11 protein-coding genes are annotated in these 12,084 nt (G+C 69.5%); 5 read left to right on the top strand and 6 right to left on the bottom strand.

What is annotated here, in order from left to right; translation table 11 throughout:
- Positions 1–27: 27 nt before the first annotated feature.
- Positions 28–1,212 (bottom strand): ferrochelatase, encoded by a 1,185-nt coding sequence (locus tag MICNX66_RS07920; RefSeq protein WP_187664032.1) that lies wholly within the window; start codon positions 1,210–1,212, stop codon positions 28–30.
- A 170-nt stretch (positions 1,213–1,382) separates the two neighbouring features.
- On the opposite strand from MICNX66_RS07920, the gene pepN reads away from it, so the two are divergent.
- The 4 genes from pepN to MICNX66_RS07900 all read left to right on the top strand — a co-directional run bounded on the left by pepN (position 1,383) and on the right by MICNX66_RS07900 (position 7,199).
- Entirely contained in the window at positions 1,383–3,935 is a 2,553-nt protein-coding gene (pepN, locus tag MICNX66_RS07915) for an aminopeptidase N (RefSeq protein ID WP_187664031.1), read from the top strand.
- Between the two features lie 80 nt (positions 3,936–4,015).
- Positions 4,016–5,092 carry a mechanosensitive ion channel family protein gene (locus MICNX66_RS07910; protein ID WP_187664030.1) on the top strand — a complete coding sequence of 359 codons (1,077 nt, stop codon included), beginning with the start codon at positions 4,016–4,018 and terminating at the stop codon, positions 5,090–5,092.
- On the top strand, positions 5,089–5,538 hold the full coding sequence (locus tag MICNX66_RS07905; protein ID WP_187664029.1) for a globin: 450 nt from the start codon (positions 5,089–5,091) through the stop codon (positions 5,536–5,538). Before MICNX66_RS07910 ends, MICNX66_RS07905 begins: the two co-directional genes overlap by 4 nt.
- Entirely contained in the window at positions 5,535–7,199 is a 1,665-nt protein-coding gene (locus MICNX66_RS07900; protein WP_187664028.1) for an FAD-binding dehydrogenase, read from the top strand. Before MICNX66_RS07905 ends, MICNX66_RS07900 begins: the two co-directional genes overlap by 4 nt.
- A 35-nt stretch (positions 7,200–7,234) precedes the next feature.
- Here MICNX66_RS07900 and MICNX66_RS07895 read toward each other — a convergent pair whose 3' ends face one another.
- Positions 7,235–7,900 carry a hypothetical protein gene (locus MICNX66_RS07895; RefSeq protein WP_187664027.1) on the bottom strand — a complete coding sequence of 222 codons (666 nt, stop codon included), beginning with the start codon at positions 7,898–7,900 and terminating at the stop codon, positions 7,235–7,237.
- Between the two features lie 50 nt (positions 7,901–7,950).
- Here MICNX66_RS07895 and MICNX66_RS07890 point away from each other — a divergent pair, with 50 nt between their 5' ends.
- Positions 7,951–8,838: an acyl-CoA thioesterase gene (locus MICNX66_RS07890; protein WP_187664026.1), complete on the top strand. Its 888-nt coding sequence runs from the start codon at positions 7,951–7,953 to the stop codon at positions 8,836–8,838.
- A gap of 7 nt (positions 8,839–8,845) precedes the next feature.
- Here the strand turns inward: MICNX66_RS07890 and MICNX66_RS07885 are convergent, their stop codons facing one another.
- The 4 genes from MICNX66_RS07885 to MICNX66_RS07870 all read right to left on the bottom strand — a co-directional run bounded on the left by MICNX66_RS07885 (position 8,846) and on the right by MICNX66_RS07870 (position 12,052).
- Positions 8,846–9,334: an acyl-CoA thioesterase gene (locus MICNX66_RS07885; protein ID WP_187664025.1), complete on the bottom strand. Its 489-nt coding sequence runs from the start codon at positions 9,332–9,334 to the stop codon at positions 8,846–8,848.
- 7 nt (positions 9,335–9,341) lie between these two features.
- Positions 9,342–11,021, bottom strand: a complete 1,680-nt coding sequence (ettA, locus tag MICNX66_RS07880) for an energy-dependent translational throttle protein EttA (protein WP_025103391.1) — start codon at positions 11,019–11,021, stop codon at positions 9,342–9,344.
- An 80-nt stretch (positions 11,022–11,101) separates the two neighbouring features.
- Entirely contained in the window at positions 11,102–11,587 is a 486-nt protein-coding gene (locus tag MICNX66_RS07875; protein WP_232089227.1) for a DUF6993 domain-containing protein, read from the bottom strand.
- A 9-nt stretch (positions 11,588–11,596) separates the two neighbouring features.
- Positions 11,597–12,052 (bottom strand): single-stranded DNA-binding protein, encoded by a 456-nt coding sequence (locus MICNX66_RS07870; RefSeq protein ID WP_187664024.1) that lies wholly within the window; start codon positions 12,050–12,052, stop codon positions 11,597–11,599.
- Between the last annotated feature and the right edge of the window lie 32 nt (positions 12,053–12,084).

The following is a 12,084-nucleotide window of genomic DNA, read 5'->3' as shown; positions in this document are numbered from 1 at the left end:
TCCATCCTAGGATCCGGTGTCCGCGACTCAGGGGGCGATGCCGGCCGCCGCGGGCTTGAACCCCGCGCGCACGTTCTCGCAGCACCCGGGACGGCAGACGTCGAACGCGCCGGGCAGATCGGTGACGTGCGGACGCTCCGCGTTCGGGCGACCCTGCAGGCGCTCCTCGATGAGGTCGACGATGCCCTCCACGAACGCCGCGCGGACACCGGGCGTCGGCGTGCGGACGAAGGCGAGGCCCGCCTCCTCCGCGGCTTCGGCGGCCTCGGTGTCGAGATCCCAGAGGACCTCCATGTGGTCGCTCATGAAGCCGACGGGGACCACGATGACCGCCTTGCGGCCGCGCGCTGGGAGCCCCGCGATCACGTCGCAGACGTCGGGCTCCAGCCAGGGCTGCGACGCGGGGCCGGAACGCGACTGGTAGACGAGCTCCCAGGGCACGTCGGCGGCTCCCGGGATGGCGGCCCGTACCTGCCCCATCGTCCACTCCGACACGGCGAGGTGCTGCGCGGCGTAGGCCCCACCCTCGCCCCACTCGATGTCCCTGGCACCGGAGCGCTCGGCGTCAGCCGTCGGGATGCTGTGCGTGGAGAAGAGGACCTGGATCTCGGTCGGCGCGAAGCCCTGGTCGAGATAGCCCTGCACCGACTCCCGCACGCCCGCCTCGAAGGCCTCGACGAAGCCGGGGTGGTCGTAGAAGGGACGGATCTTGTCGATGGTGACCGTCTCGCCGAGGCCGGTGTCCGTCAGCACGCGAGCGAAGTCCTCGCGGTACTGGCGGCAGCTGGAGAACGAGCTGTACGCGCTCGTGGCGAAGGCGAGGAGGGTGGTGTGACCGTTCGCGGACGCCTCGGGCAGCACGTCCTCCAGGTACGGACCCCAGTTGCGGTTGCCCCAGTACACGGGGAGGTCGATCCCCCGGGCCACGAGCGCCTTCTCCAGCGCGTCCTTGAGCACACGGTTCTGGCCGTTGATCGGGCTCACCCCGCCGAAGTGACGGTAGTGGTGCGCGACCTCCTCCAGACGCTCATCCGGGATGCCCCGACCGCGCGTCACGTTCCGGAGGAAGGGGATCACGTCCTCCTGGCCCTCCGGGCCGCCGAAGCTCGCCAAGAGGATGGCGTCGTAGGCGACGGGCGTGGTCACATAGGGGTCGCCGCCGGCAGCGGCGGGCGAGGCAAAGGGAACGACATTCGGCTCGATCGCGGTCACCCCTCCATCTTCCCACCTCCGCGGACGACGAGCGTCCGCACGACCGTGACTATCCCCGGTCCGTGAGGATCGACGGCGCGCGCGTCGCTCTGGCGTAGGCTGTCATGGTTGCCGTCGGCGCCAACTGCGCCGACCCCCGGTTACATCCCCTCACCCCTGGGAGTACAGCTTTGCCTGGAGAGAACCTCACCCGAATCGAAGCGCAGGAGCGCCGCGACGTCGTCGACACGCACTCCTATGAGGTCGCCCTCGATCTGACCAAGGGCGCCGAGGTCTTCGGCTCCCGGAGCGTCGTGCGCTTCTCCGCGTCCCCCGACAGCTTCACCTTCATCGACCTCATCGCCCGTGACGTGCGCGAGATCTCGCTCAACGGAGAGCAGCTCGACCCGCGCGAGGTCTTCGCAGACTCCCGGATCGCGCTCGCCGGACTGCAGGAGGAGAACGTCCTCGTCGTCGACGCCGACTGCCTCTACACCAACACCGGCGAGGGCCTGCACCGCTTCGTCGACCCGGTGGACGGCGAGGTGTACCTCTACTCGCAGTTCGAGGTGCCCGACTCCCGTCGCGTGTTCGCCGTCTTCGAGCAGCCCGACCTCAAGGCCACCTTCCAGTTCACGGTGACCGCCCCCGCGGAGTGGAAGGTCGTCTCCAACTCCCCCACCCCCGAGCCCATCGTCCACGACGACGGAGTCTCGGCCACCTGGGGCTTCGAGCCCACGCCCCGGATCTCCTCCTACATCACGGCTCTCGTCGCGGGCCCGTACGAGGCCACCTTCTCCGAGCTCACCAGCGCCTCGGGACGCGTGATCCCGCTCGGCGTCTACGGACGCAAGAGCCTCTGGCAGCACCTGGACGCCGACTACATCTTCGACAAGACCCGTGAGGGCTTCGCCTACTTCGAGTCCAAGTTCGGCGTGCCGTACCCGTTCGCCAAGTACGACCAGCTCTTCGTCCCGGAGTTCAATGCGGGCGCGATGGAGAACGCGGGAGCGGTGACCTTCACCGAGACGTACGTCTTCCGCAGCAAGGTCACCGACGCCGTCAAGGAGCGTCGCGTCGTCACGATCCTGCACGAGCTCGCCCACATGTGGTTCGGCGACCTCGTCACCATGAAGTGGTGGAACGACCTCTGGCTCAACGAGTCGTTCGCGGAGTGGGCGTCCACCATCGCGACGGCCGAGGCGACGGAGTGGACCGAGGCCTGGACGACCTTCAACGCGATGGAGAAGACCTGGGCCTACCGCCAGGACCAGCTCCCCTCGACCCACCCGATCGTCGCCGAGATCAACGACCTCGAAGACGTGCAGGTGAACTTCGATGGGATCACCTACGCCAAGGGCGGCTCCGTCCTGAAGCAGCTGGCCGCCTGGGTCGGCATCGAGGCGTTCTTCTCGGGCGTCTCGCAGTACTTCCAGAAGCACTCCTGGGGCAACACCGAGCTCAGCGACCTGCTCACCGAGCTCGAGGCCACCAGCGGTCGCGACCTCGGCACGTGGTCCAAGAAGTGGCTGGAGACGGCCGGCGTCAACACTCTCGAGCCGGTCGTGGCCGAGGACGACAACGGGAAGATCTCGCGTTTCGCCATCACTCAGACGGCTCCGGCCGACTACCCGACCATCCGTCCGCACCGTCTCGGCATCGGCTTCTACTCGCTGCAGGACGGCGCACTCACGCGCACCCACCACATCGAGGTGGACGTGGACGGTGACCGCACCGAGGTGCCCGAGCTCCAGGGCCTGGCTCGCCCCGATCTCATCCTCCTCAACGACGACGACCTCGCGTACGCGAAGATCCGTCTCGACGAGAAGTCGCTCGCGACCGCGATCGCCCACCTCGCCGACATCCACGACCCCCTCGCACGCTCGCTCGTGTGGGGTGCGGCCTGGGACCAGACCCGCGACGCGGAGACGCCCGCATCCGACTACATCGACCTCGTCCTCGGCAACATCGGTCGGGAGACCGAGTCCACCACGGTCCGGACCACGCTCGCGCAGCTGCGGACGGCCGCGACGCTCTACGTCGCTCCGGCGGAGCGCGAAACCGCACGGCTCAAGGTGGCCGACGGTCTCTGGGCGCTCGCCGAGTCGGCGGAGGCCGGCAGCGACAGCCAGCTCCAGTTCGTCACCGCCTTCGCGAACAACCTGGTGACGCCGGAGCACGCCGGCATCGTCGGCCGTCTGCGCTCGGGCGAGGAGACGCTCCCCGGACTCGACGTGGACGCCGACCTGAGCTGGCAGCTCCTCGTCGGCCTTGCGACGATCGGTGCGACCGACGCCGGTGCCATCGACGCCGCGCTGGCCGCCGACAACACGGCCAAGGGCGCGGAGTTCGCCGCGCAGGCGCGCGCGGCTCTTCCGGACGCCGCAGCGAAGCAGCAGGCCTGGGACGCGCTGATCGCGCGCGACGACGCCCCGAACACGATCGTCCGCTCCGCAGCCCTCGGTTTCGTCCACCCGGCGGGTGCCGAGGTGCTCGGTGCCTTCGTGTCGCAGTACTTCGACATGCTCCTGCCGGTGTGGGAGTCGCGGACCTACCAGATCGCCCAGTACCTGGTCGTCGGGCTGTTCCCCACCGCGCTCGCGGACGTCGCCCTGCGCGACGCGACGCGCGGATGGCTCTCCGAGCACCAGGACGCGCCGCCCGCGCTGCGCCGTCTCGTTCTGGAGAACCTCGCGGACGTGGAGCGCGCTCTCGCAGCGCAGTCCCGCGACGCCGAGGACTGACCCTCCGCCACCGACACGACACGGGCCTCTGCCGCCGCTCTTCCAGCCGGCGCAGAGGCCCGCTCGGTACCATCGAGACGATGCTGATTTCCGCCGAGACGACCCCCGCGCCGACGCCCGCCGAACTCCCGCCGTGGGTGCAGGACATGCTCGCCGTGCTGACCACGGTCGGCGGCAAGCTCCTCCAGATCGCGATGATCATCGGCGCCTGCGTCCTCATCGCGCTCGTGCTGCGCCGGGTGATCACCCGCGTCGTGCACCGCATCGTGGACACCGCCAAGAACAAGGCCGCCGTCGACGACACGCAGGCGCTGGAACGCTCCCCGCTCGCGGACATGCGCCTCGTGCAGCGCACCCGAACGCTCGGCACCATCCTGCAGAACATCGTGAACGTGATGCTCGTCATCATCGCGATCATCCTCATCGTCAACGCGATCGACAACGCTCTTCTCGGATCGCTCACCCTCCTCACGGCAGCGGTCGGCGCCGGCCTGGGTTTCGGCGCCCAGAACATCGTCAAGGACGTGCTGAACGGGATCTTCCTCGTCGCCGAGGACCAGATCGGCATCGGAGACGTCGTCGACCTCGGGCTGGCGAGCGGCGTCGTCGAATACGTCAGCGTGCGCGTGACCCAGGTGCGGGACGTGAACGGGACGCTCTGGTACGTCCGCAACGGCGAGGTCACCCGCATCGGGAACATGTCGCAGGGCTGGGCGCGGGCGATCGTCGACATCGGTGTCGCCCCGGATTCCGACCTCGAGCAGGTCGAGCAGATCCTTCTGGAGACCGCGCAGGGACTGGCGAAGGACCCGAAGTGGCGCACGCGCATCGTGGAGAAGCCGGAGCTGTGGGGCCTCGAGTCCATCGACGGGGATGCGCTCGTCGTCCGGGCCGTCATCAAGACCAGGGCGAACGCGCGGGACGACGTGGCACAGGAGCTCCGACGCCGCCTCCGGGCCGCTCTGCTGGAGAAGGAGATCGACGTGCCGCGTCTCGCGGACGTCGTGCCCACAGGACTGGAGGGCGCGCGCCGCGTCCGGGGCGCCAACCCGCCGAAGACGCGCCCCAACGCCGTCACCGGGGTGCCCGTCATCCCCGACCGCGGCATCTGGCGACGCAAGAAGAACACCGGCGGCGACGGGAGTGCAGACAAGTGACGTTCTACGACGAGGTCGGCGGCCGCGAGACGTTCGCGAAGATCGTCTCGGTGTTCTATCGCGAGGTCGCCCTCGATCCCGTGCTCAAGCCCATGTACCCGGAGGAAGACCTCGGTCCGGCGGAGGAGCGGCTGCTGCTGTTCCTCGAGCAGTACTGGGGCGGGCCGACGACCTACGGCGAGACCCGCGGTCACCCCCGCCTGCGGATGCGCCATATGCCGTTCCGGGTCGATCCCGACGCCCGGGATCGTTGGCTTCGTCATATGCGCACCGCCGTGGACGAGGCGCAGCTGTCCCCGTTGCACGAAACCACTCTCTGGGACTACCTGGAGCGCGCCGCCTATGCCATGGTGAACACATTCGAGCCGTCCGGTATCGGTACGGCACCTCAGGGCCGCACGACCCTGGAGACCCGCTCCCGTCAGGAATCAACGGAGAACCCATGACGACGACACCCCCGACCGCAGACGTCCTGGTGATCGGTTGGGGGTTGGCGGGGCTCGTGGCCGCCGCGGAAGCCCTCGAGGCCGGACGTCGCGTCGTCATCGTCGACCAGGAGCCCCGCACGAACCTCGGCGGGCAGGCGTGGTGGTCGTTCGGCGGCCTGTTCCTCGTGGACTCCCCCGAGCAGCGCCGCCTCGGCATCAGCGACTCGCTCGAACTCGCGACCCAGGACTGGTTCGGCACCGCGGGGTTCGATCGGCCGGAGGACGAGTGGCCACGGCGATGGGCAGAGGCCTACCTGCAGTTCGCGGCCGGCGAGAAGCGCTCCTGGCTCCGCGCCCGCGGCGTCGGCTTCTTCCCGGTGGTCGGATGGGCCGAGCGCGGCGGCTACGGGGCCCTCGGGCCCGGGAACTCTGTTCCTCGCTTCCACATCACCTGGGGCACCGGTCCGGGTATCGTCGCCCCGTTCGCGGCCGCCGTCGAGCAGGGTGAGCGCGAGGGACGGCTGACCGTTCTGGCCCGACACCGCGTCGAGGAACTCATCCTCACCGACGGACGTGTGTCCGGTGCTCGCGGGACCGTGCTGGCATCGGACGGCGCCGCCCGTGGCGTCCCCTCCTCGCGCGAGGTCATCGGCGGCTTCGAGATCGACGCGACGGCGACGATCGTGGCCTCGGGGGGCATCGGCGGAAACCACGACCTCGTCCGCGCGGCCTGGCCCCCGCGCCTCGGCACTCCCCCGGCGCACATGCTCTCCGGCGTGCCCGCCTATGTCGACGGCTCGATGCAGGCCGTGAGCGCCACCGCCGGCGCCCGCCTCATCAACGGCGACCGGATGTGGCACTACGTGGAGGGCATCACGAACTGGAACCCGGTGTGGCCGCAGCACGGCATCCGCATCCTGCCAGGGCCGTCGTCGCTGTGGCTCGACGCGACCGGACACCGGCTCCCCGTTCCGCTCTTCCCCGGCTTCGACACCCTCGGCACGCTCGAGCACCTGCGGCGGACGGGCCACGACCACTCCTGGTTCGTGACCTCGCGGCAGATCGTGGAGAAGGAGTTCGCGCTGTCCGGCAGCGAGCAGAACCCCGACCTCACCGGCAAGGATGTGGCGCTGCTGCTCAAGTCCCGCCTCGCGAAGGGGCCGACGGGACCGGTGCAGTCATTCCTCGACGAGGGCGAGGACTTCATCGTCGAGAACGACCTGGAGTCCTTGCTGGAGCAGATGGCGGCTCATCCCGGCGGGGAGCTCCTGGACGTCGATGCCGTGCGCCGGGAAGTGGTCGCTCGCGATCGCGAGATGGCGAACGACTTCAGCAAGGATGCGCAGATCGGCATGCTGCGCTCGATGCGGGCCTATCGCGGGGACAAGCTCATCCGCACCGCGGCGCCGCACCGGCTGCAGGATCCCTCCGCAGGACCGCTGATCGCGGTCAAGCTGCACGTGCTGACCAGGAAGTCCCTCGGCGGAATCAACACGGATCTCGACGGTCGTGCCCTGGACGGAGGCGGCGCACCGATTCCTGGCCTCTTCGCCGCCGGTGAGGCCAGCGGCTTCGGCGGCGGGGGCGCGCACGGCTACCGCGCCCTGGAGGGGACGTTCCTCGGCGGGTGCCTGTTCTCCGGCCGTCAGGCGGGACGCGCGGCGGCTGCCCTCGGCTGAACCGGCACTGTTCCCTGGTCCTGCCTGCGGTCACGTCAGGCGGTGGAGCCGGTGGCCCGCACCCCCGTCAGTCCGGTGGCGACGGGGCCCCGTGCGAGGACGTGGCCGCGGCGGAAGGCGAGCCGCGTCCAGCGGCCGGACCGCGTGACGGTCACGTCCTCTTCACCGGAGATGAAGCCCAGCGCGTCCGCGGCGAACGCCACGCCCCGCGGCAATCCGCCGAGGTCGTCGTCCGGCTCGCCCCAGATGGCCGCACGAAGCGCGCGCACGGCCTCCTCACCCGACCCCGGCCCCGCACCGTGGGCGACCGCGGAGATGCCCCACTGTGCGCGCTGCGCGATGGTGGAGGCGGGCAGGACGGACTCCGCGAGCCAGCCCTGCCGCGGGGGCGCGACGCCGGCCCATGCGGGCGAGAGGGCGGTCTCGGGCAGCCCGAGGCGCTGCGGGTCGTCCGTCGGGCTCAGGGCGTCGATCACGAGGTCGCACTCGAGCTCCGGATCGGCACGGACGATGCGCATGGCGAGGATCGTCGGCGTCTGGTCGAAGAGCCCCTGGGGTGCGAGGACCGCCGTCGTGAGCGCCAGGACGCCGCGATGGGCCTGCAGGCGAACCCCTTCGTCAGACACCCGGGCCGCGCGGCCCGTGAACGTGAGGACATCCTTCGCCGTGTCCGGATCGGCGAGCAGGAGCTGAGGGGTCACGCGTTCTAAACTACCAACGAGCGGCGACCCGGGGCCGCGGAGGGGAACACATGAGCGCCGACGAGCACGCCATCCAGACCGTGGAGCGTCTTCTCGACGTCCTCGACCTCGACGCCACCCAGGCGCGGACCACCGAGGACATCTTCACCGGTTCGTCGCACCCGATGCCGAGCGGCCGCATCTACGGCGGTCAGGTGCTCGCGCAGACCCTCGTGGCCGCGGAGCGCACGCTGCCGCAGGACCGGGCCGTCCACTCGATGCACGGGTACTTCCTCCGCCCGGGCGACGCGAGTCAGGGCATCACCATCGCCGTCGATCGCATCCATGACGGCCGCTCGTTCTCCACCCGTCGGACTCAGGCATACCAGAACGGCGTCCCGATCTTCTCGATGATCGCCTCGTTCCAGGACGCCGACCCCGGAGTGGAGCATGCCGAGCCCATGCCCGCCGGTATCCCTGTCCCGGAGGACCTCGTCCCCGATGAGGACCGGGTGCCGGGCCTCGCCGGCGGTGCACGGCGCATGCTGAGCGAGCGCGCCGCGGACATCCGCCACGTCGACTCCCCGCTCTATCTGCCGAACGATGATGAGAGGGTTCCGCGGCAGGCGGTGTGGATGCGGCTGCGTGCCCCGCTCCCCGACGACCAGCGGCTGCATCGGGCCGCGCTCGCCTACCTCAGCGACATGACGATCCAGGAGTCGATCCTGCGCGCTCACGGAGTGTCATGGTCGCTGCCCGGGTTGAAGGTCGCGAGCCTGGACCACGCGATGTGGTGGCATCGTCCGGCCCGCGTGGACGAATGGCTCCTCTACGTGCAGGAGTCGCCGAGCGCCCGGGGCGGTCGCGGTCTGGCCACGGGGCGGGTGTACACCCGTGAGGGCGCGCTGGTCGCGAGCGTCGCGCAGGAGATCATGATCCGCGTCCCGGAGGATCGCTGACCTGCGCTCAGCGGTGGGCGTACTCGATGGAGGGGCCGACGTACGGCTCCCATGCCTCGCGCATCTCCGCGGTCAGCCGCGTCGGCCGCCCGGTCCCCGCGTCGACGAGCACGATGACGGCCGTGGACCGCGCGTAGAGTTCACGCGGCTCGGCGGCCGGGTCGTTGTGCACCTCGTAGCAGACCTCGACGCTCGATCCACCGAGCTTCCCGAACCACATCTGCACCTCCAACGGGCGGCGCTGATACGGCACCGGAGCGAGGTACTCGATCTCCTGCCGCGCGATGAGCGTCAGGATGCCTTCCTCGATCCCGGAGTCGAGGACGGCCGTGGACGGCGCCTGCTCGCCGGGTCCCGCCCGCCAGAACGCGCGGACGCGCGCCTCCTCGAGCAGCTTCAGCATCGAGGTGTTGTTGACGTGGTTGAACGCATCCAGATCGCCCCAGCGGAGCTGGATCGGGATGTGCAGGCGGGAACCCGGCGAGTCGGTGCTCATGACCGGCTCAGTCGCGCGTGAGCTTGCGGTGGGTCGAGCGGTGGGGCTTGGCCGCGTCCGGCCCGAGGCGCTCGATCTTGTTCTGCTCGTAGGCCTCGAAGTTGCCCTCGAACCAGTACCACTGGTCGGGCTTCTCGTCCGTGCCCTCGTACGCGAGGATGTGCGTCGCGATCCGATCGAGGAACCACCGGTCGTGGGTGATGACCACGGCGCAGCCGGGGAACTCGAGCAGCGCGTTCTCCAGGGAGCTCAGGGTCTCGACGTCGAGGTCGTTGGTCGGCTCGTCGAGGAGGAGCAGGTTGCCGCCCTCCTTGAGGGTGAGCGCGAGGTTCAGACGGTTGCGCTCACCACCGGAGAGCACGCCGGCCTTCTTCTGCTGGTCCGGACCCTTGAACCCGAACTTGGACACGTAGGCACGGGACGGGATCTCGGTCTTGCCGACCGTGATGAAGTCGAGTCCGTCGGACACGACCTCCCACAGGGTCTTGTTCGGGTCGATCGACGAACGCGACTGGTCGACGTAGCTGATCTTGACGGTCTCGCCGATCTTCAGGTCTCCGCCGTCCAGGGGCTCGAGACCGACGATGGTCTTGAACAGGGTCGTCTTTCCGACGCCGTTCGGACCGATGACGCCGACGATGCCGTTCGGCGGGAGGCTGAAGCTCAGGCCGTCGATGAGCGAGCGCCCGTCGAAGCCCTTCTTGAGGTTCTTCGCCTCGATGACCACGTTGCCGAGTCGAGGACCGGCAGGGATCTGGATCTCCTCGAAGTCCAGCTTCCTCGTCCGCTCCGCCTCGGCCGCCATCTCCTCGTACCGGGCCAAACGGGCCTTCGACTTGGTCTGGCGGCCCTTCGCGCTGGAGCGGACCCAGTCGAGCTCGTCCTTGAGGCGCTTCGCGAGCTTGGCGTCCTTCTTGCCCTGGATGTCGAGGCGCTCGGCCTTCTTCTCCAGGTACGTCGAGTAGTTGCCCTCGTAGCCGATGAGGCGGCCGCGGTCGACCTCAGCGATCCACTCGGCCACGTGGTCGAGGAAGTACCGGTCGTGGGTGATCGCGATCACGGCGCCCTTGTACGACTGGAGGTGCTGCTCGAGCCAGAGCACGCTCTCCGCGTCGAGGTGGTTGGTGGGCTCGTCGAGGAGCAGCAGGTCGGGCTTCTGCAGCAGCAGCTTGGCCAGCGCCACACGGCGCTTCTCGCCACCGGAGAGCGGAGCGATGGCCGCGTCGCCGGGCGGGGTGCGCAGGGCGTCCATCGCCTGCTCGAGCTGGGAATCGAGGTCCCAGCCGTCCGCCGCGTCGATCTCCTCCTGCAGCGTACCCATCTCCGCGAGCAGCGCATCGAAGTCGGCGTCCGGGTCGGCCATCAGCGCGGAGATCTCGTTGAACCGGTCGACCTTGGCCTTGATGGCGATGCCGTCCTGGATGTTCTCCAGGACCGTCTTCGACTCGTCGAGCTCGGGCTCCTGCATGAGGATGCCCACGGAGTAGCCCGGCGAGAGCTTGGCCTCACCGTTGGAGGGCGTGTCGAGCCCCGCCATGATCTTGAGGATCGTCGACTTTCCGGCGCCGTTGGGGCCGACCATGCCGATCTTCGCGCCCGGCAGGAACGCCATCGTGACGTCGTCCAGGATGAGCTTCTCACCCACCGCCTTGCGGGCACGAACCATGGAGTAGATGTACTCAGCCACCGAAAACCGCTCCTTCTGTTGGCGTCGAAGATCGACACTCCAGCCTACCGGCCGTGAGCGGGCTTATCTGTGTACGCGGGTCACCAGTCGATCGGCCGCGTCACGCCCACGAGACAGCGCCCGCCGGCGAGCTGCGGCATGACGGTGGTCACGACGGCGCCGGTGGAGGGCCCGACCTGTCCGATCAGGCACTCCTCCTCGCCCCAGCGGACCGAGAACTGGATGCTCTCCGCCGGGTTCCCGACCGTGGACTGGTCCGGCGTGAGCTGCATGGCGTCCCGATCGAACCCCGCCGCGACGAGACCGTCGACGTATGCCCGCCCCTCCGCGCGCTGCTCCGTGCCCCACACCTGTTCGGCCACTGCGGTGAACACGGGAAGGTTGTCTGCGGCGCTCCCGCCCGGCACCAGAGCAGGCGCGGCCGGCGGTGTCGGCGTGGCACTGGCCGTCCCGGTCGGGGTCGGCGTCACCTCCGGCTCCGGGGCGCACCCGGCGAGGACGGCTGCCGAGAGACCGGCGACGAGCACGAGCGTCGCAGCGCGGGAGTTCAGGACCGATCGGAGCACGAGCAGAGTCTAGGCCGCCTCGCCCTCCGCCGGCTGCTCCCACGCATCGCGCCCTTCCTCATCGGTCGTCGGGACGTCCCCGCTCACCTCCACATCCGTGGGAGACGGACGGGTGCTCGGTCGGTACGCGGTGGTCCCCCACCGCAGATCGTGTCCGATCGTGTCGGCGTCGATGTCGACGCTCGTCCCCTGCTTGCCATTGCTCTCCCACGGTCGTACGCGCAGTCGTCCCGAGACGATGACGCTGTCGCCGACCCTGAGCGATGCGCGCGCATGCTCCGCGAGCTGGCGGAAGGCTGCGATCGAGAACCAGTTGGTCCCCGCATCCACCCACGAGCCGCTCGCTGCGTCGAAGCGCCGGTGCGTGCTCGCCAGCCGGAAGTTCGTGACGGGCACCCCCGCACTCGTCCGCCCCGGGGTGGGCTCCGTCGCGACTCTCCCCACGATGGTCACGGTGTCGATCATGCGTTCGTCCTCTCGCTGCCGGCTCAGCGGCC

Origin of the sequence: Microbacterium sp. Nx66 (assembly GCF_904066215.1) — a bacterium.
GTDB lineage: Bacteria > Actinomycetota > Actinomycetes > Actinomycetales > Microbacteriaceae > Microbacterium > Microbacterium meiriae.
Note: the sequence above shows the minus strand (reverse complement) of the source record. Positions and strands in the feature narration are given on the sequence as shown.